Raw genomic sequence first — 19,598 nt, 5'->3', positions numbered from 1 at the left:
GGAAACCGTCCGATTAGCCGTCTTCGGTATAGAACAGCAAGGTAAAGGCGGCGAGCGCCGTCAACACGGGCGGCAGCCAGGCGGCCAGGACAGGCGGCACGACCTCGGCCGAACCCATGGCCGAGGAAAACTGGTTCACGAAGAAGAAGGCGAAGCCCAGCACCACCGCCGCCACCGTCATCTTCGCCAGATCGCCCAGGCGCATCAGACGCAGCGAGAAAGCCGCCGCCAGAATCGACATGGCGGCGAACATCAGCGGCGTGGCCAGAAGCTGTTGCAGGCGCAGGCGATAGGCGGTCGAGGCGAAGCCTGCGTCCTCGATTCGCTGAATCTGGTTCGGCAGCGACCAGAAGGGCGTCGACTGCGGGCGGGCGAAGCGCTGGAACGCCTCCTTGTCCGCCAGGTTGGAGGGGAGGTCGAGCGTGGCGTAGCGCACGGCGCGCTGGCCGGTCTGCGCCCCCGTGGCGTCGGTTAGGCGCCAGCGTCCGGCGTTCAGGGTGGCGGTGGCGGCGTCGATCCGCTCGGTGAAGGTGCGGCGGCCGCCGGTCGTGGTCGTGTAGATGAAGAAGGTGGCGTCCAGCAGGCGTCCGCTGGCTTGTTCCTGACGCGCGCCGCGAATGATCATCTGGCGCGCGGCGTCGCCCTCGCGCAGCCAGACAGCTTCCTGTGTTTCGACGCCGGGGGTCGAGCCGGAGATGCGGCCCCGCTCGCGCTGCCACATGCCGTCGCCGGCGGCGGCCATGGGGCCGAACACCGTGACGGTGAGGACGCCGAGCACCAGGGCCGCCGCGGCCGCGGGCAGGACGAAGCGCCAGGCCGAGACGCCGGCTGCGCGCATGGCGATCAGTTCGCTGCGCCGGTTCAGGCCCACGAAGGCCGCCAGGGTGCCGAACAGGAAGACGAAGGGCAGCAACTGGACGATCACGGTCGGCGACTTCAGCAGCACCAGGCCGAAGATGCGGGCGCTGGAAAGCTCGCCGGACGAGTTCAGCCCGCGCGACACCTCGACGAAGTCGATCAGCATCACCAACGTCGAGATGATGGCCAGGGCGACGGCCAGGGCGCGCAACTGCTGGATCAGCACATAGCGCTCTATGCGGCCGAGACGGACCCTCATGCGAACCTCGCCTTGAAGCGCTCATAGGGCGCCCAGATGCGCCGCCGGTGCGGCTTGAGCGCGCGGAACAGCAGGCGAAGGGCCACGAAACAGGTCGCCAGCGGCAGCAGATACTGAAGCAGGTTCAGCGCGCCGTTCCAGGCGCTGGCCGCGACCAGGCCGTAGCCGATGACCCGCACCACGAGGAAGACGCCCGCCGCCTTGGCGATCCGCCCGCTGTAGCCGGTGCGGCTGAACGATCCGCCGAGGATGGCCGTGAGCGCCAGCGCCATCGCCGCCAGCGCGTAGAGGGGCGAGGCCAGGCGAGAATGGGCCTCGGCCATCAGTTCGCCGCGGGTTCCCGCGCTTTCCAGCAGGGCCGGCGTGGGGTCGAACAGTTCGGTCAGCCACATGTCCGACGGCTTGAAACGAATGCGCTCGGTGGTCTGGGTATAGGGCGACAGGTCGAACACCTGTTGGTCGAACGACAGCTGGTTCAGCACGTCGCGCGACGAATAACGCTGCATCGACCCATTCTGCATGGTCAGGACGGGCACGCCGTCGACCCGGCCGAAGCGCGCGGTCTCGGCGTCCCAGGTCGTCACCGTCTTGCCGTTGTCCAGATAGACGAACAGGTTCTTGAGCAGGCCGTTCTGCTCGATCTGCTGCACATAAACGGTCAGTCCGCCCGGCCCCTGAACGAACTGGCCTTCCTCGACCAGCAGGGCGGCTAGGTCGGTGCGGATGGCGAAGGCCTGACGCCGCGCCTCGCGCTGGGCCCAGGGCTGGACGAAGACATTGGTGATCAGGGCCGCCACGGCGACGATGACGGCGATGCGGATGGCGGGCCGGATCAGCGACCAGCGACTGACGCCGGCGGCGTAGGCGGCGGTCAACTCCTGTTCGCGCTGCAGACGCGTCAGGGCGATCAGGGCCCCGACGAACAGGCCGATGGGCAGGATCACGGCGACCAACTGCGGCAGGGCCAGCAAGGTCAGCTTGGCCATGACCCAGACGCTCTGGCCGCGTTCGACGATGACTTCGAGCTGATCCAGGCTCTGGCTCAAAAGGCCGATTCCGGCCAGCGCCGCGCACGCCGCCACGACGGGCAGACCGATCTGGCGGAAAAGATAGCCCTGAATCAGCGTCATGGTCGGGAAAGAAAGCGTTTCGGGAGGCGAGCGAGTTGCAGCCGCGAGCGATGCGGGCCATGTAATACACATCCGAGCGCAACGGCGAAACAGCCGGTGCGCCTATGTCTGTTTCAAGCACGACCGGGGCACAGAACCTCGGCCTGGAGTAGGTTTAATGAAAATCGAGTTCGTCGCTTCGCCCGGCTCCGCCGAAATCCTTGCCGTGCTGGTCCATGACGGGCGCGCGCTGGTCGGCACGGGCTCGGCCCTGGACGCCGCAGCGTCGGGCGCCCTGACCAAGGCGATGACGAACAGCCGCTTCACTGGCGGCGCGAACAGCACCCTGACCGTGGCCGCTCCGGCCGGCGTCGACGCCAACTCGGTTCTGCTGGTCGGCGCGGGCGCGTCGGACAAGCTGGACGACCTGGCGGTCGAAACCGCCGCCGCCGCCGCCTATCACGCGACCAAGCTGTCGGGCGCGGAAGTCCTGACCTTCGACGCCGCCCACCTGTCGCCCGAGCACGCCGCTCGCGCCGCCTTCGCCGCGCGTCTGGCCGCCTACCGTTTCGCCAAATACCTGACCAAGGAGAAGGCCGACAAGATTCCCTCGGTCACGACAATTCGCGTCGTCACCTCGGACGTGAAGGCCGCCGAGGCCGCCTTCCAGCCGCTGTCGGCCGTCGCCGACGCCGTCCTGTTCTCGCGCGATCTGGTCGCTGAGCCGGCGAACGTCCTCTACCCGGCCGAGTTCGCGCGCCGCGTGAAGGACCTGGAAAGCCTGGGCCTGGAAGTCGAGATCCTGGGCGAAGCCGAGATGGAAAAGCTGGGCATGCGCACCCTGCTGGCCGTCGGCATGGGCTCGGTGCGTGAAAGCCAACTGGCCGTCATCAAGTGGAACGGCGGCAAGGCGGGCGAGGCCCCCATCGCCTTCGTCGGCAAGGGCGTCTGCTTCGACACCGGCGGTATCAGCCTGAAGCCGGCCGACGGCATGGAAGAGATGAAGTGGGACATGGGCGGCGCCGCCGCCGTGGCCGGCCTGATGCACGCGCTGGCGGGCCGCAAGGCCAAGGTCAACGCCGTCGGCGTCCTGGGTCTGGTCGAGAACATGCCTGACGGCGCGGCCCAGCGTCCGGGCGACGTGGTCGTGTCCATGTCGGGCCAGACCGTCGAAGTCCTGAACACCGACGCTGAGGGCCGCCTCGTTCTGGCGGACGCGCTCTGGTACACGCAGGAGCGTTTCAAGCCGAAATTCATGATCGACCTGGCCACCCTGACGGGCGCCATGATCATCTCGTTGGGTCTGGAATACGCGGGCGTCTTCTCGAACGACGACGGCGTGGCGAACGGTATCCTGGCCGCCGGTCCCAAGGTCGGCGAAAACGTCTGGCGCATGCCGATCCCGGCGCAATACGAGCGTCACATCGACAGTCCGATCGCCGACGTGAAGAACACCGGCAACGGCCGCGCCGGTGGCTCGATCACCGCCGCCCTGTTCCTGCAGCGCTTCACCAACGGCGTGCCGTGGGCGCACATCGACATCGCTCCGACCGCCTGGGTCAAGGACAGCCGCAACCCGACCGTGCCGGACGGCGCCGTGGGCTGGGGCGTGCGTCTGCTGGACCGTATGGTCGCCGACACCTACGAAGCCTGATCCGACGCATTTAGGGGGTAGGGCCGGGTGTCTGACGCAAAGCCGGAAATCTGGTTCTACCACCTGGAGCGCTCGACGCTGGATCAGGTGCTGCCGGGCCTGCTGGAGAAGACCCTCCAGCGGGGCTGGCGCGCGCTGGTGCGCGGGGCGACGTCGCACCGCCTCGACGACATCGACGAACATCTGTGGACCTATCGCGCCGACAGCTTCCTGCCGCATGGCCGGGCGTCGGACGACCACGCCGCGCGCCAGCCGATCCTGCTGTCCGAATCGGGCGACAACCTGAACGTTGCTCAGGCGCTGTTCATCGTCGATGAGTCAGAGCTGGGGGCCACGGAGGGGTACGAGCGGTGCTTCATCATTTTCGACGGTCGAAACGAACAGGCGTTGCAGTTCGCGCGGCAGCGCTGGCGCACGCTGAAGGCGGCGCACGCCAATCTGGCCTACTGGAAACAGACGGACGAAGGGCGCTGGGAAAAGGCGGCCTGATCGCCGCCCTGACCGTCTCGGGGCTGCTAGCGGTCGCCGGCTGCTCTTCTTCCTCGCCCGCGGCTCCGACCGCCCCCCGCATCGTTGAACAGCGCCAGAGCCAGCCGGTCGTCACGCGTCTGCCTCAGACCGACGCCGACATGTGCAAGGCGGGCGAGCTTCAGTGGCTGGTCGGGAAACCCAAAACCGAGATTCCCGTTCCGGTGGATGTGGTGAACCGAAGGGTGGCCTGCACCACCTGTCCCGTTACCGAAGACTACTCACCTTACCGATTGAATATCTTCTACAATCAGAAAACCGGCATCGTCGAACGCGTGGGCTGCGGCTAGGCCGAAAACGGAGAGAGACGCCATGAAGACGATGCTGATGCTGACCGCCTTCGCGAGCGCCGTGGCGCTCTCGGCCTGCGCCCCGAGCCAGAGCACGACGCCGACCCCGGGCGCCGAGGCGACGCCGGTGACCTGCAAGGCCAGCGATTATCAGGAATATGTCGGCCGCAACCGCTCGACGATTCCGACAGCGCCGGCCGGCCGTATCTTCCGCGTCCTGTGCAGCAGCTGCGCCGCCACGATGGATTTCCGCGAGAACCGCGTGACCTTCACCTACGACGACAAGAGCGATCTGGTGACGCGCGTCAACTGCGGCTGATGCGGCTCAGGGGGCAGGCTTGACCGTGATGCGGACCGCATCGGCCCCCTCGGTCCCGACTTCATAGCGCGCCGTTCCGCCGCGCCTCATCATCATACGTGGCGCGGCGATTTCTTCGCCGTTGCGCGCCAGGCTGATCTCGGTGACCAGCAGGTCGTCCGCGCCGTCGCCCTGCTGGGTGTAGATGTTGGCGTTGAACTCAAGCGCATCCTTGTCCGCGTTAAGCGTCAGGGTCGCCGGGTGGCCTTCCGCCACGAAGGTGCGCGCCACGACCACGTCCTTGCCGGCCTCCATCACCTGAAGCTCCACCGCGTAACGCTGCGGCGTGGCGTCTTGCGCCAGGGCGGCTGCCGGCGAGAGCAGGCTCGCGGTCAGGGCGAGCGCGACGAAGGTTTTCATCATGACGGCTCCATGGATCGGGTGAGCAAGCCGTCGCACGATTCTCGCGAATGAAAGAACGTGGGTATTACCGAAGCGGCGGCTCGTTTCGCTGCAGCGCATAGATGGCGTCGGCGATGTCCTCGGCCTTGGCCGCGACCACGGCCTGCGCGTCGGCCAGGCCGCGATTGTAGAACCAGCCGCCAATCTGCCCGCCGAAGAATTCCAGCACCATCTCGGCCTGAAGCTGGCTGATGTCCTGATCCAGTTCCTTGGCGAAAAAGTCGCGGATGCGACCGCCGATGGCGGCGCGCTCTTCCTTGGTGAACTGGATCGGCTTGGTCATCAGGAAGCTTTGTTCATCAGGAAACGGCGGCCAGGGCTTCTTCGGCCTCGACCCAGGCGGCCTCGGCGGCCTCCAGATCGGACTGGGTCTTGGCGCGGGCGCGCGTCAGGCCTTCCAGCGCCTTGGGATTGGACACGGCGGCGTTGGACAGGTCGTCGTCGATGCGAGCGACCTCGGCGGTCAGGGCGGCCATGCGCTCCTCGGCCTTCTTCACTGCGTGGCGCAGGGTTGAGGGCGAAGGCCCTGATTTCTTGTCGTTCTTCTTCTTGCCGCCTTGAGCGGGGGCTGCGGCTGCGGCCTCCTGCTTGATCTGGCTGGGCTTGACGGCGGCGGCCTTGGCGCGGTCGAGGACGAACTTCTGATAGTCGTCCATGTCGCCCTCATAGGGCTTCACCGTGCCGTCCGCGGCCAGCCACAGACGGTCGGCGACCATCTCCATCAGCGAGCGGTCGTGGGTAATCAGGATGACGGCGCCGTTGTAGTCGTTCAGCGCGTCCAGCAGGGCGCGGCGGCTGTCGATGTCCAGGTGGTTGGTCGGTTCGTCGAGGATCAGGACGTGGGGGGCGTCCATCGCCACCATGTTCAGCAGCAGTCGGGCGCGCTCGCCGCCCGACAGGCTCTCGACCGTGGTTTCCTGCTTTTCGTAGCCCAGGCCGAACTGAGCCAGCTTGGAGCGGCGGCTGCTTTCGTTGGCTTCCGGCATGGCCCGGCGGATGATCTCCAGCGGGGTGTCGGTCGGGTCCATGGCCTCGATCTGATGCTGGTGGAACCAGCCCACGCGCATCTTCTTGTCGCGGTGAAGTTCGCCCTCGGAGACGTTCAGTGCGCCGGCGATCATCTTGGCGAAGGTCGACTTGCCGGCGCCGTTGACGCCCAGCAGGCCGATGCGGTCGTCCAGGTCCATGCGCAGGTTCAGATTGCGCAGGATCGGCTTGCCGGTCTCATAGCCGACGTTGGCGCGTTCCAGACGGATCAGCGGCGGCGCCAGAGGACGCGGCGGCGACGGCAGGGTGAAGGGGGCGACGCGTTCCTCGATCGTCGTCGAGACCGGCTCCATCTTGGCCAGGCGCTTCATCCGCGACTGGGCCTGAGCGGCCTTGGAGGCCTTGGCCTTGAAGCGGTCCACGAAGGCTTGCAGGTGAGCCCGCTCGGCGTCCTGCTTGGCCTTGGCCGACAGTTGCAGGCGAGCCTTCTCGGCGCGCGCCTTTTCGAACATGTCGTAGCCGCCGGTGTAGAGCTCCAGCTTGCGGTTCGCCAGGTGCAGGGTGTGGGTGCAACTGTTGTTCAGCAGTTCGCGGTCGTGGCTGATGATCAGGGCCGTGTGCGGATATTTCTGCAGCCGGCTTTCGAGCCAGAGCGCGCCTTCCAGGTCGAGGTAGTTGGTCGGTTCGTCGAGCAGCAGCATGTCCGGCTCTGAGAACAGGGCCGCGGCCAGGGCTACGCGCATCCGCCAGCCGCCCGAGAACTCGGACATGGGGCGCTGCTGGTCCTCCTGGCTGAAGCCGAGGCCGGCCAGGATTTCACCGGCGCGGGCGGGCGCCGAGTCGGCGTCGATGTCGATCAGTCGCGCCCAGATCTCGCCCATCTCTTCCGGCGGCGCGGTTTCCAGCCGGGTCAGCAGGTCATGGCGTTCGGCGTCCGCTTCCAGAATGGTGTCCAGCACGCTGTCGGGCGTGGCCGGGTGTTCCTGATCCACCGAGCCGACGCGGGCGGTCTTGGGCAGGCTGACTTCGTCGCCGTTGGCGGCCAGTTCGCCCAGGATCAGCTTGAACAGGGTCGACTTGCCGATGCCGTTGCGGCCCACTAGGCCGACTTTGGAGCCCGGCGGCAGGCTGACGGAGGCGTCGTCGAGGAACTGGCGGCCCCAGGCGTTGAACGTCAGGTTGGTGATCTGGAGCATTGCGAGCGTCTGACGTTCAGGTGGCGGTTGGAAAGCGGGGAGGGCGCCGCTATAAGCCCGCGACCCTCAATCCTCCAAACTGCAAAGAGTCTTCGCCATGACCGAACGTACTTTCTCGATCCTGAAACCCGACGCCACGCGCCGCAACCTGACCGGCGCGATCAACGCCGTCATCGAAGGCGCAGGCCTGCGCATCGTCGCTCAACGCCGCATCAAGCTGACCGAAGCCCAAGCCAAGAAATTCTACGAAGTGCACGCCGAGCGTCCCTTCTACGGCGAACTGGTCGGCCAGATGATCGCTGAGCCGGTCGTCGTGCAGGTGCTGGAAGCCGAAGGCGCCGTCGCCAAATACCGCGAAGTCATGGGCGCCACCAACCCGAACGACGCCGCCGAAGGCACCATCCGCAAGCTGTTCGCCCTGTCGATCGGCGAGAACTCGGTCCACGGTTCGGACTCGCTGGAAAACGCCGGCATCGAAATCGCCCAGTTCTTCACCGACGCCGACATCGTTGGCTAAGGCTTTCTTGTTGGGCCGCGGTCAAAAGGCTCCGCCTTTTCGACCCGACGCGGCCTGGCAGGGATAAAGCGGCCCGCCTTCGGAAACGGAGGCGGGCCTTTCTTTTGGGTCGCGGGCAAAAAGAAACGGCGTCGGCTTTGCAGCCGACGCCGTTCTCATGTCCGTAGGGAGGTCGCGCCTACCAGATGCGGGCGCGCTTGTCCGGAGCGAGGTACTCCGCCTGACCCGGCTTGACGCCGAAGGCCGTGTACCAGGCGTCGATGTTGCGCGGCGGAGTGGCGGCGCGGGCGGCGCCCGGCGAGTGCGGGTCGGTGGTCAGTTGCTCCTTCAACGCCGCCTCGCGCGACTTCTGGCGCCAGACCTGGGCCCAGCCCAGGAAGACGCGTTGATCGCCCGTCAGGCCGTCGATCACCGGGGCCGGCTGGCCGTTGAGGCTGCGATGATAGGCGTCCAGCGCCATCAGCAGGCCGCCAAGATCGGCGATGTTCTCGCCCATGGTCAGGTCGCCGTTGATATGCACGCCCGGAATGGGCTCCTGAGCGTCGTAGAGGGCGCCCAGGACCTTGGCGCGGGCGTCGAAGCGGGCGGCGTCCTCGGGCGTCCACCAGTCGCGCAGCACGCCGTCGGCGTCGGACTTGCGACCCTGATCGTCGAAGCCGTGGGTGATCTCGTGGCCGATGACGGCGCCGATGCCGCCGTAGTTGATCGCCGGGTCCGCCTTGGGATCGAAGAAGGGCGGTTGCAGGATGGCGGCGGGGAAGACGATCTCGTTGCGCGGCGGGTTGTAGTAGGCGTTCACCGTCTGAGGCGTCATGATCCATTCCAGCGGATCGACCGGCTGGCCGATCTTGCCGCGCTTCCACGCCCAGTCGAAGGCCGAGGCCCGCTCGACATTGCCGTAGAGGTCGCCCGCCGACAGCTCCAGCCCGTCATAGCTGCGCCATTTCTCGGGGTAGCCGATCTTCACGCCGAACTTGGACATCTTGAGCAGGGCCTGCTCACGCGTCGGCTCGCTCATCCAGTCCAGGTTCTTCAGGCGCTCGGTCATGGCGGCGCGGAGGTTGGCGACCAGGGCCTCCATCTGCGTCTTGGACGAGGCCGGGAAGTGCAGGCGGACGTATTCCTGGCCCAGCACCTCGCCCAACTGGTTGTCGACCAGGGCGACGCCGCGGTTCCAGCGCGGGCGGTTCTCGGGCTGACCGCGCAGGGTCTTGCCGCGGAACTCGAAGCGCGAGTTCACGAAGGCGTCAGACAGGTAGGGGCTAGCCTGATCGACGATCTGGAAGGCTGCCCACGCCTTCAGCGTGTCCAGCGAGGTAGCAGCGAAGACCTGGGCGATGCCCGGGATGGCGGTGTTTTCCATCAGGACGATGGTGTCCACGTCGCCGATCTGGGCGCTTTGCAGGAAGGCGGCCCAGTCAAAGCCTGGGGCCAAATTGGCCAGGTTGGCGGTCGGGGCCGGATTGTAGATCTTGTCCATCTGGCGACGCTCGACCGTCGTCCACTGCTTCTCGGCGACCTTGGTCTCGAAGGCCAGGATGTCGGCGGCGGCCTGGGCCGGCTCAGCCCAGCCAGCGGCGGTCAGGGCGCGGGTGACATAGGCGACGTAGGCTTCACGCTGAGGCGCGAAATCGGGTTTCAGGTAATAGTCGCGGTCGGGCAGGCCGAGGTTGCCCTGACCCATATAGGCGGTGTTGAACTGGGGGTTCTTCAGATCCTCGGCCACGTCTATGGCGAACAGCGAGCCGCCGAATTTCGCGTGGCTCTCGCCCATCAGGCGGGCGATGTCGGAACGGTCCGCAGCGGCGCGCACGGCGGCCAGATCGGCGGCCAGGGGCTGGGCGCCCAGCTGGTTGACGCGGGTCTCGTCCATGAAGCTGGCGTAGAGGGCGCCGACCTTCTGGGCGTTGGCGTTGGTCGGGTTGGCGGCGCTGGTCTCGATGATCGACTTCAACTGGCCTTGGGCGTTCTCATAAAGGGCGTCGAACGGGCCGAAACGGGCCTTGTCGGCGGGGATCTGCAGGTTCCTGAGATAGGTCCCGTTGGCGTATTCGTTGAAATCGTCGCCCGGCTTCACCGCCAGATCGCGACCGCCCAGGTCAAAGCCCCAGGGGTGGATTTGGGGCGCGTCAGCAGCGGCATGGGCGGGGTGGGCGTTCTGGGCTGTGGCGGCCTGGGCGGAGAGCGCGAGGGCGAGCGCCAGGCCGGCGGCGCCCATAAGGCGGGTCTTGAGCATCGGGTCTTCCCCATGTGGAAACAGGCGAGCGCAGTCGCCGGCAGAGCCGGGTCGAGCTTGAGCGGCGAACCTGCTCCCGCCTGGAACCAACCGTCACATTAATAATAGTTAAGGAAAGCGTCGCCGTCAGTGCGCGACGAAGGCCGCTAGCGTCTGCGGATACAGCGTATGTTCCGCTGCCTTGACCCGTTCGGCCAGGGTTTCGGCGGTGTCGCCGGGCAGGATCGGCACGCGCGCCTGACCCAGGACGGGGCCTTCATCGACCCCTTCGGTGACGAGATGGACGGTGCAACCGGCCTCGGCGTCGCCGGCTTCGATGGCGCGGGCGTGGGTGTTCAGGCCGGGATAGAGGGGCAGCAAGGATGGATGGATGTTCAGCATCCTGCCCGCCCATTTCTGCACCAGCCAGGGCGTCAGCAGCCGCATATAACCGGCGAGGGAGATCACCTCGATGTTCCGCTCTACCAGCAGGGTGTCCAGCGCGCGCTCATGCGCTTCGCGGTCCTTGCCGAACGGCTTGTGTTCAATCGTCAGGGCCTCGACCCCGGCGGCGCGAGCCTTTTCCAGACCGGCTGCGTCCGCCACGTTGGAGACCACGACCACGACCTCATAGGGGGCGTCCGCCGCCTGTCCCGCCGCGATCAGCGAGGCCATGTTGGTGCCGGAGCCGGAGATCAGCACGGCCACGCGCGTCTTGGGCTTGGCGGTTTCAGTCGGCATGGGGCGGCTCGGGCGACGGATCGGGGAGGAGACGAGGGATGCGACCGCGACGGCGGCTTGGCAAGCCCCATGCCGCTATCAGGGGGGGCGTTACAAAGTCCGTTGCCGGATGGACCGGCTTGGCGCTAGCGTCCCGGCGCCGGGATATCCGGTGCGTGAGGGGGAGTTTCACAATGCGTCATCTGCTTACCGCTGTCTGTGCGACGGCGATTTTGGCCGTGCCGATGGTTTCTGCGGCTCAGGAAGCGTCCGGCGGAGGCTCTGGCCCCGTGCGCTCGGCTGCCGACCGGCTGCGCAACGCCACCGCCGAGCAGGTGGAGCGCAACTGGGCGCGCGCGACGCCCGAGGAAAAGGAGGTGACGACCAGCCATTCGATCACCGCCCACGGTCGCGCCATGCGCTACAAGGCCACGGCTGGCACCCTGACCATCCGCGACGACGCGGGCATGCCGACGGGCAGCCTGTTCTATGTCGCCTATACGCTGGACGGCCAGCAGGCGGGCAGCCGGCCGGTGACCTACCTCTACAACGGGGGTCCGGGCTCGCCGACCGTGTGGCTGCACATGGGGGCCTTCGGCCCCGTGCGGGTGCAGACCGACAGCCCGGTGGTCGAGCGCCCGGCGCCGTTCAACGTCGGCCCCAACGACATGACCCTGCTGGACAAGACCGACCTGGTCTTCATCGACATGGTCGGCGCCGGCTATTCGCGTCCGCTGGGCGAGACGCCGGGCTCGGCCTTCTGGGGCGTGGATCAGGACGCGGACGCCTTCACCCGCGCCATCATGCGCTACACGACCAAGTTCAACCGCTGGTCCAGCCCGAAATATGTGCTGGGCGAAAGCTACGGCACCCTGCGCACCGGGGCGGTGGCGCATCAGCTGGAAAGCCGGGGGATGTCGTTGAACGGCGTGATTCTGCTGTCCTCGATCATGAACTACGGCGTGCGCCAGCCGGGCTATGCGCAGAACTTCATCACCCTGCTGCCGACCTATGCAGCCACGGCCTGGTATCACAACAAGGTGCCGAACCGCCCAGCCACGGTCGAGGCCCACGTCCAGCGGACGCGCGAGTTCGCCATGGGGCCCTATGCTGCGGCCCTGGCCAAGGGTCACATGATCTCGAACGCCGAGCGCGCCCAGATCGCCCAGCAGATGAGCGAACTGATCGGCGTCTCGCCGACCTTCATCGACAACGCCAACCTGAGGGTCGAGCTGTCGCCGTTCCGCAAGGAACTGCTGCGTGACCGCCGTGAGACCATCGGCCGTCTGGACACCCGCTACCTGGGCATGGACGCCGACGCCGTGGGCGGCGAGCCGGAGGAAGACCCGTCGAGCAGCGCCGTCACGGGGGCCTATTTCGGCATCTTCAACGACTATGTGGCCAATACGCTGAACTACCGGACCGACATGGAGTATCGCCAGTCGGCGCGCGGCCTGCCGGGCTTCAACTGGAACTGGAGCCACCGTCCGCCGGTGGGTGGTCCGCAGACCACGCCGAACACGGCGGTCGATCTGGCCACGACGATGCGGCGCAATCCGCATCTGAAGGTGCTGTCGCTGAACGGCTATTACGACGGCGCCACGCCCTTCTTCTCGACCGAGTTCGATCTGGCCCAGATGATGCTGGAGCCGAAGCTGCGCCAGAACCTGGAGTTCACCTACTATGAGGGCGGACACATGATGTACACGAGCCGCCCCGCGCTGGTGGCCCTGCACCGCGATCTGGCCAAGTTCTACGAGGAAACCGAGAACGGCGGGGTTCGATAGGCCTCAGGCTGTGCATCTCCCTTCCCCCTCGATGGGGGAAGGGCTGGGGATGGGGTGTGCGCATGACATTTCGGATAGGGCTCATGTGACGCGTCGGCGCCTCCTGGGCTTTCTTCGGAAACGGCTTGCCCTCACCCCCACCCAACCCTCCCCCATCGAGGGGGAGGGCTCTTGATAAATCCGGCCCAAGAAAAAAGGCCCCGGTCTCGCGACCGGGGCCTTTGTCATTTCAGGCGCGAGGCGCGCTTCAGGCGGCTTCGAGTTGGCCGCAAACGAAGGCTCCTTCGCCCGCGTTCAGCAGGGCGGCCAGGACCGGCTCGGCGTTCTCGGGCGAGACGATCAGGATGAAGCCGACGCCGCAGTTGAAGGTGCGGCGCAGTTCGTGGTCGGAGATGCCGCCGACGACGCTCAGCCATTCGAAGACGGGGGGCAGGGACCAGGCGTTCCAGTCGAACGCGGCCTGCAGGCCGTCGGCGATGCAGCGCGGCGGGTTTTCGATCAGGCCCCCGCCCGTGATGTGGGCCGCGCCCTTGATCAGGCCGGCCTTCATCAGCGGCAGGACCGGCTTCACATAGATGCGGGTCGGCTCCATCAGGGCCTGGGCCAGGGTGCGGTCCTTGGCGAAGGGGGCGTCGTCGCCCCAGGCCAGGCCAGACTTTTCCACGACCTTGCGGATGAGCGAATAGCCGTTCGAGTGCGGGCCCGACGAGGCCAGGCCGATGATGACGTCGCCGGCCTTCTGCTGGTCCAGATAGGGCAGAACCTGACCGCGCTCGACGGCGCCGACCGAGAAGCCGGCCAAATCATAGTCGCCGCCCGAATACATGCCCGGCATCTCGGCCGTCTCGCCGCCGACCAGGGCGCTGCCCGACTGGCGGCAGCCCTCGGCGATGCCGGCGACGACGCGGCGCGCGGCGTCCACGTCCAGCTTGCCCGTGGCGTAGTAGTCCAGGAACATCAGCGGCTCGGCGCCTTGCGCCAGCAGGTCGTTGACGCACATGGCGACCAGATCGACGCCCACGCCGTCATGACGGCCAGTCTCGATGGCGATCTTCAGCTTGGTGCCGACGCCGTCCGTCGTGGTGACGATCAGCGGGTCTTGGAAACCGGCAGCCTTCAGGTCGAACAGGGCGCCGAATCCGCCCAGCGAAGCCTCGGCGCCGGGGCGGCGAGTCGACTTGGCGAGGGGTTTGATGGCGTCGACCAACATTTCTCCGGCGTCGATATCCACACCCGCATCGGCGTAGGTGAGGCCGGAATTCGGGGCTTTCGGGGTGTCGCTCATCGGTCACGGCTCGAAATCGGGGGCGAAAATCTGTCGCAGCGCTCTTGCCACGACGGCGTCGCGCGGGGCTATAGCATCGGAATGACGCCAATCACCACCAATGACGCGCTGATCGAGTTCTGCGAACGCCTGGCCAAGGCCCCGTTCATCACGGTCGACACCGAGTTCATGCGCGAGACGACCTACTGGCCCAAGCTGTGCCTGATCCAGGCCGCTTCGCCCACGGACGCCGCGATCATCGACCCGATGGCCGAGGATCTGGACCTCGAACCCTTCCTCGCGCTGCTGCGCGACGAATCGATCATCAAGGTCTTCCACGCCGCCCGACAGGACGTGGAGATCTTCAATCGCCTGGGCGCCATGCCCAGGCCGATGTTCGACACCCAGGTCGCCGCCATGGCCGCCGGCTTCGGCGATCAGGTCAGCTATGAACAGCTGGTCCGCCAGATGCTGCGGCAGGAACTGGACAAGGGCAGCCGCTTCACCGACTGGGCGCGTCGCCCGCTGTCGGAAGCGCAACTGGTCTACGCCCTGGGCGATGTGACCCACCTGGCCACCCTCTATCCCAAGCTGCTGGAGCGGCTGCAGAAGGAGGGCCGTCTCGACTGGGTCATGTCCGAAATGGCCGCCCTGACCGATCCGGCCCTTTACGACGCCACGCCCGAGAATGCGTGGAAGCGTCTGAAGCCCAAGAAATACGCCGCCAAATACCTGGCCGCTTTCGTCGCCGTCGCCGTCTGGCGTGAGCGCGCGGCCCAGGAGCGCGACCAGCCGCGTGGCCGTATCCTCAAGGACGAGGCGATCGACGAGATCGCGACCCAGGCCCCGACCGACCCCGACGCTTTCAACCGCCTGCGTTCGGTGCCCAAGGGCTTCGGCGGCTCGCGTCTGGGCATCGAGCTGGCGGCCGAGCTGAAGCGCGTCCTGGCCGACCCGGAAGCTCATGCGCCCAAGCTGGAGCGCCCGGCGCACGGCCAGCCGGCGCCCCCCTCGGTGGTCGAGCTGCTGAAGGTGTTGCTGAAGGCCAAGAGCGACAACGCCGGCGTGGCGACCAAGCTGATCGCCAACGTCGCCGATCTGGAAAAGATCGCCCTGGACGACAACGCCGACATCGAGGCCATGAAGGGGTGGCGCCGCCAGTTGTTCGGCGAAGACGCGCTGAAGCTGAAGCGCGGCGAGATCGCCCTGGTGCTGAACGGCGCCCGGGTCGAAGTGGTCGAAATCGAAGGCTAGGGATCAGGCCGGTGGCGAAGCCGGCTCCCACAGTTCGATCGGATTGCCCTCGGGATCGTGGATGCGCGCAAAGCGTCCGATCTCGGGGGCTTCCCATTCCGGCTTGGTGATCACCTCGATCCCGGCGGCCGTGAGGGAGGCGATCAGATCGTCCAGTCCCTCGACGCGCAGGTTCAGCATCCAGCGGTGGTCGGCGGCGAAATAGTCGCTGTCTTCCTTGAACGGAGCGAAGACGGTCGGGCCGGCCTGCTGATCCCAGACCCACACGCCCTCGGGCGCGCCGACGCCGAGGTGCGTCAGATACCAGTCGGCCAAGGCCTTGGTGTCCTTCGAGCGAAAGAAGAAGCCGCCGATTCCGGTGACTGGCATGGTCGTTCCTCCCAAAACGAGATCCGAGCGACGTCAGACCGACGCCGCATCCTGAATTTTCAAGCCTAGCCCCATGGCCTCGGCCAAGGCCTTGGCCCGGCGGCGCGTCTGTTCGCCCAGCAACATGTCAGCGTAGCCCTCGGCGGCCGTGATCCGCAACGCGCCCTTTTCGACGGTGGCGGCGGCGTTGGCGAGGAGTTGCGGCGAGCGGCCCGACAGGTCGCAGGCCAGCCGCATGGCCAGCCCGAGGGCGCGAGCGCGCTTCTGGCCCGTTTCGGACAGCAGCCGGTCCACGGCGCCGGGAGACGGCGTCTTGGCGTCGCCGCCGTAGCGGGCGTTCATCGCCACGGCCAGGAAGGCGCGTTCGGCGTGGGTCTGGCCCGGAATGGGCGAGCGCAACACCTGATCGAACACCAGTTCGACGCGATGGTCGGGGTGCAGCCGGGCGCCGAGGTCGGCCAGACGGCAGACCGACGAGGTCAGAACGGCGTCGCGTTCCTCGCCAAAGGCCTCAGGCATGGCTGAGACGACCGGTTGCAGCCAGCCGTCCAGCGCGCGCGGCAGGGCCGGGTCCACACCCTGACGCCCGCCCCAGGCCGAACAACCGGCCAGCAGCGGGTCGACGGCCGCCATGTCGGGCGACATCCCGGCGTAGAGCAGGCCTTCGCGCACGCCCCAGGCCGAGAAGGTCACGGATTTCAGCCCCAGGGCGTCGATCAGCCCATCCAGCACCAGAGCGGCGTAGGGCAGGGTTTCGGCCCGGCGCTTGGACACGCCCGGCAGCTTTTCCAGCGACGCCTTGGACTGGCGCGCCACCAGTCGGGCCAGATCGCGCGCGTCCGCGGCGGTCATGGCGTATTCGTGCACGATCCGCAGCGGATGGTTGCTCATGGCGATATGCATCTGGGCCAGGCTGCGCCAGGCGCCGCCGACCGCGTGCAGGGCGTCGGTGGCGAAGGGCGCAGCGACCGGCTCCAGCCGTTTGGCGATACGGGCGCGCAGGCGGTCGGCGTCGAACCCCTTGGGGTCGGCCAGGGCGAACGGCCCCAGAGGCAGGGTCACGCCCTTGCCCAGCGGCTGATGCCGGGCGCTGTCGCCGATGCGGGTCAACTCCAGGCTGGCGCCGCCCATGTCGGCGGCGACGCCGCGCGATCGCGGGGCGCCAGCCAGGACGCCGAGCGCTGAATAGCGGGCCTCTTCCTCGCCGCTCAGGACGCGGACCTTGAGGCCGGTCTCGGCGGTGACGCGGGCGCAAAACTCGGAGCCGTCCTGGGCCTCTCGCACGGCGGCGGTGGCGGCGACGATGGTCTGATCCGGCTGCACGCCTTCGATCAGGGCGGCGAAGCGGCGCAGAGCGATCATGGCCGAGACCACGCCTGGAACCGACAGATGCTTCGTGGCAGCCATGTCACGGCCCAGCCCCGCCAGAACCTTTTCGTTGAACATGGTCCAGACCGCCCGGCCTTCCAGCCGGTAGAGGACCAGACGCACCGAGTTGGAGCCGATGTCGATGACGGCGATCTGGCGTGACGGGTATTCGGCCTCGACGCCCATCAGCGGCGCTTCCGGGGCTTGAGACCCGCATAGGACAGGGCGCCGGGCAGGGTCTTCACCTTGCGGCCGCGGCCCGACAGGCTGGGATTGGTCATGAAATATTTGTGGGCCGAGAACGGACGTTCAGGACCGGAGGGCGTGACGCGACGATAGGTTCCGTCCGACTCCAACACCCAGCTCTGGGCGTCGTCCTTCAGATTGGCGACCATGATCTGGTCCAGCACCTGATCGTGGACGGTGGCGTTCAGAATCGGCGTCATCAGCTCGACGCGACGGTCGAGGTTGCGCGGCATCCAGTCGGCGGACGAAATGAAAAGGCGCGCCTTGTTGTTGGGCAGGTCGTGGCCGTTGGCGAAGGCGATGATGCGGCTGTGTTCCAGGAAGCGGCCGATGATCGACTTGACCCGGATATTCTCGGACAGGCCCGCCACCCCGGGGCGCAGGCAGCAGATGCCGCGAATGACGAGTTCGATCCGCACGCCCCACTGACTGGCGCGGTACAGGGCGTCGATGATTTCGGGGTCGACCAGGGCGTTCATCTTGGCCCAGATGGCGGCGGGCTTGCCCTTGGCGGCGGCCGACATCTCCTTGCCGATCATCTCCAGCAGGCTGGTCTTCATGTTCAGCGGCGAGACGATCAGGGCCTCCAGTTCGTCCGGGGCGGCATAGCCGGTGATGTAGTTGAACACCCGCGTCGCATCGCGCCCCAGCACCGGATCGCAGGTGAAGAGGCTGAGGTCGGTGTAAATCTTGGCCGTCGTCGGGTGGTAGTTGCCGGTGCCGAAGTGGCAGTAGGTCCGCAGGGCCTCGCCCTCGCGACGCACGACGACGCTCAGCTTGGCGTGGGTCTTATACTCGACGAAGCCGAAGACGACGTGGACGCCGGCCCGCTCCATCTGCCGTGCCCAGCGCAGGTTGGCCTCCTCGTCAAAGCGCGCCTTGAGTTCGATCAGGGCGGTGACGTTCTTGCCGTTCTCGGCCGCCTCGATCAGGGCGGCGACGATGGGGCTGTCCTTGGAGGTGCGATACAGGGTCTGCTTTATGGCGATGACGTTGGGGTCGCGCGCCGCCTGTCGCAGGAACTGCACCACCACGTCGAAGCTCTCGAACGGGTGGTGGATCAGCATGTCCTTTTCGCGGACCGCCGCGAAGATGTCGCCGCCGTTGTCGCGCACCCGCTCGGGATAGCGCGGCTCATAGCCCTTGAACTTCAGGTCCGGGTGGCCGCCGGGGATCAGTTCGGCCAGTTGCGCCAGCCCCAGCATCCCCTCGACCAGAACCACGTCCTGAGGCTGGGCGTGCAGTTCGGCGATGATGAACTGGCGCAGGTCCTCGGGCATGGAGGCCTGAATCTTGATGCGGACGACCGAACCCATCCGGCGCTGCTTCAGCGCCTCTTCGAACTCCATGACCAGATCTTCGGCTTCTTCCTCGATCTCGATGTCCGAGTCGCGGATCAGGCGGAACAGTCCCTTCTCCAGAATTTCGCAGCCGGGGAAGAGATGGTCGATGAACAGCAGCAGCAGGTTTTCCAGCGAGACGAACCGCTTGCGCCCCGGCGCTGAACGGCCGTCGGTCGCCAGCGCCCAGAAGCGTCGCACCTGGGTCGGCACCGGCACCAGCGCATAGAGCACCCGGTTGTCGCTGTGACGGCGCAGTTTGAGCGCCAGCGAGAAGCCGAGGTTGGGCAGGAAGGGGAAGGGGTGGGCCGGGTCGATCGCCATCGGCGTCAGCACGGCGAACAACTGGTTCAGGAACTCGGGCTCCAGCCGCTCGCGCTCGGTGCGCGTGATCTTGGCGCCGTCGACGACCTCGATCCCGGCGGCCGTCATCTCCTTGCGCAGCACGCGCCACTGGCGCTGCTGTTCGGCCATCAGGCCCCCGGCGGCGGCGTTGACCTGTTCCAGCTGTTCCGCAGGGGTCAGGCCGTCTGGCGAGACGACGCGGACGCGCTCGCGCACCTGGCCTTTCAGGCCCGCCACGCGGGTCATGAAGAACTCATCCAGGTTGTTGGCCGAGATCGACAGGAAGCGGACCCGCTCCAGCAGCGGATGGCCCTCGTTGGCGGCTTCCTCCAGCACGCGTCCGTTGAAGGCCAACCAGGACAGCTCGCGGTTGATGAAGCGCTCGGGCGAGGCCATCAGTGCCTCGGACAGCTCCAGCTGCGGCGCGCGCGAGGAGGGGACTTCCTCGCCGGTGGTGTCGACGGCGATGGGCGCGATTTCAGTCATGTAGCCGTTGTCGCGCGGCCCTGTGACGGCTGCAACCGTGATCTGG

Annotated in this window: 18 protein-coding genes; 7 read left to right on the top strand and 11 right to left on the bottom strand. The window is 67.0% G+C overall.

Annotation, left to right across the window (positions count from 1 at the left end; translation table 11 throughout):
* Positions 1–13: 13 nt before the first annotated feature.
* On the bottom strand, positions 14–1,117 hold the full coding sequence (lptG, locus tag AC1DJ5_RS03550) for an LPS export ABC transporter permease LptG (RefSeq protein WP_441453059.1): 1,104 nt from the start codon (positions 1,115–1,117) through the stop codon (positions 14–16).
* Positions 1,114–2,247 carry an LptF/LptG family permease gene (locus AC1DJ5_RS03545; RefSeq protein WP_441453061.1) on the bottom strand — a complete coding sequence of 378 codons (1,134 nt, stop codon included), beginning with the start codon at positions 2,245–2,247 and terminating at the stop codon, positions 1,114–1,116. The genes lptG and AC1DJ5_RS03545 overlap by 4 nt, the downstream gene beginning before the upstream one ends.
* A 157-nt stretch (positions 2,248–2,404) precedes the next feature.
* Here AC1DJ5_RS03545 and AC1DJ5_RS03540 point away from each other — a divergent pair, with 157 nt between their 5' ends.
* From AC1DJ5_RS03540 to AC1DJ5_RS03525, 4 genes are all read left to right on the top strand, one after another.
* Positions 2,405–3,880: a leucyl aminopeptidase gene (locus tag AC1DJ5_RS03540; protein WP_477019712.1), complete on the top strand. Its 1,476-nt coding sequence runs from the start codon at positions 2,405–2,407 to the stop codon at positions 3,878–3,880.
* A gap of 27 nt (positions 3,881–3,907) precedes the next feature.
* Entirely contained in the window at positions 3,908–4,369 is a 462-nt protein-coding gene (locus AC1DJ5_RS03535; protein ID WP_441453065.1) for a DNA polymerase III subunit chi, read from the top strand.
* 140 nt (positions 4,370–4,509) lie between these two features.
* Positions 4,510–4,698 carry a hypothetical protein gene (locus AC1DJ5_RS03530; RefSeq protein ID WP_477019711.1) on the top strand — a complete coding sequence of 63 codons (189 nt, stop codon included), beginning with the start codon at positions 4,510–4,512 and terminating at the stop codon, positions 4,696–4,698.
* A gap of 22 nt (positions 4,699–4,720) precedes the next feature.
* Positions 4,721–5,017, top strand: coding sequence for a hemolysin (locus AC1DJ5_RS03525; RefSeq protein ID WP_477019710.1), 297 nt, complete (start codon positions 4,721–4,723; stop codon positions 5,015–5,017).
* 6 nt (positions 5,018–5,023) lie between these two features.
* Here AC1DJ5_RS03525 and AC1DJ5_RS03520 read toward each other — a convergent pair whose 3' ends face one another.
* From AC1DJ5_RS03520 to AC1DJ5_RS03510, 3 genes are all read right to left on the bottom strand, one after another.
* On the bottom strand, positions 5,024–5,419 hold the full coding sequence (locus AC1DJ5_RS03520; protein WP_477019709.1) for a hypothetical protein: 396 nt from the start codon (positions 5,417–5,419) through the stop codon (positions 5,024–5,026).
* Between the two features lie 64 nt (positions 5,420–5,483).
* Positions 5,484–5,741: a DUF2164 domain-containing protein gene (locus AC1DJ5_RS03515; protein ID WP_477019708.1), complete on the bottom strand. Its 258-nt coding sequence runs from the start codon at positions 5,739–5,741 to the stop codon at positions 5,484–5,486.
* A gap of 16 nt (positions 5,742–5,757) precedes the next feature.
* Entirely contained in the window at positions 5,758–7,641 is a 1,884-nt protein-coding gene (locus tag AC1DJ5_RS03510; protein ID WP_477019707.1) for an ABC-F family ATP-binding cassette domain-containing protein, read from the bottom strand.
* 97 nt (positions 7,642–7,738) lie between these two features.
* On the opposite strand from AC1DJ5_RS03510, the gene ndk reads away from it, so the two are divergent.
* Positions 7,739–8,158, top strand: a complete 420-nt coding sequence (gene ndk / locus AC1DJ5_RS03505) for a nucleoside-diphosphate kinase (protein ID WP_477019706.1) — start codon at positions 7,739–7,741, stop codon at positions 8,156–8,158.
* A gap of 178 nt (positions 8,159–8,336) precedes the next feature.
* On the opposite strand, the gene AC1DJ5_RS03500 is transcribed toward ndk, so the two are convergent.
* Entirely contained in the window at positions 8,337–10,394 is a 2,058-nt protein-coding gene (locus AC1DJ5_RS03500; protein WP_477019705.1) for a M13 family metallopeptidase, read from the bottom strand.
* Between the two features lie 126 nt (positions 10,395–10,520).
* Positions 10,521–11,114: a phosphoribosylglycinamide formyltransferase gene (gene purN / locus AC1DJ5_RS03495; protein WP_477019704.1), complete on the bottom strand. Its 594-nt coding sequence runs from the start codon at positions 11,112–11,114 to the stop codon at positions 10,521–10,523.
* A gap of 173 nt (positions 11,115–11,287) precedes the next feature.
* Between purN and AC1DJ5_RS03490 the strand changes: the two genes are divergently transcribed.
* On the top strand, positions 11,288–12,880 hold the full coding sequence (locus AC1DJ5_RS03490; protein WP_477019703.1) for a S10 family peptidase: 1,593 nt from the start codon (positions 11,288–11,290) through the stop codon (positions 12,878–12,880).
* Between the two features lie 247 nt (positions 12,881–13,127).
* Here AC1DJ5_RS03490 and purM read toward each other — a convergent pair whose 3' ends face one another.
* Positions 13,128–14,165 (bottom strand): phosphoribosylformylglycinamidine cyclo-ligase, encoded by a 1,038-nt coding sequence (gene purM / locus AC1DJ5_RS03485; RefSeq protein ID WP_441453082.1) that lies wholly within the window; start codon positions 14,163–14,165, stop codon positions 13,128–13,130.
* Between the two features lie 81 nt (positions 14,166–14,246).
* Between purM and rnd the strand changes: the two genes are divergently transcribed.
* Entirely contained in the window at positions 14,247–15,398 is a 1,152-nt protein-coding gene (gene rnd / locus AC1DJ5_RS03480) for a ribonuclease D (RefSeq protein WP_477019702.1), read from the top strand.
* A gap of 3 nt (positions 15,399–15,401) precedes the next feature.
* On the opposite strand, the gene AC1DJ5_RS03475 is transcribed toward rnd, so the two are convergent.
* Genes AC1DJ5_RS03475 through AC1DJ5_RS03465 form a run of 3 tightly spaced genes read right to left on the bottom strand, consistent with a single transcriptional unit; the run spans position 15,402 to position 19,552 of the window.
* On the bottom strand, positions 15,402–15,767 hold the full coding sequence (locus tag AC1DJ5_RS03475) for a VOC family protein (RefSeq protein ID WP_477019701.1): 366 nt from the start codon (positions 15,765–15,767) through the stop codon (positions 15,402–15,404).
* A gap of 33 nt (positions 15,768–15,800) precedes the next feature.
* A complete protein-coding gene (locus AC1DJ5_RS03470) occupies positions 15,801–17,321 on the bottom strand; it encodes a Ppx/GppA phosphatase family protein (protein WP_477019700.1) in 1,521 nt (506 codons plus the stop codon).
* Positions 17,321–19,552 carry an RNA degradosome polyphosphate kinase gene (locus tag AC1DJ5_RS03465; protein ID WP_441453090.1) on the bottom strand — a complete coding sequence of 744 codons (2,232 nt, stop codon included), beginning with the start codon at positions 19,550–19,552 and terminating at the stop codon, positions 17,321–17,323. The genes AC1DJ5_RS03470 and AC1DJ5_RS03465 overlap by 1 nt, the downstream gene beginning before the upstream one ends.
* Positions 19,553–19,598: the final 46 nt, after the last annotated feature.

Source organism: Brevundimonas sp. 01N35, assembly GCF_056399785.1.
Note: the sequence above shows the minus strand (reverse complement) of the source record. Positions and strands in the feature narration are given on the sequence as shown.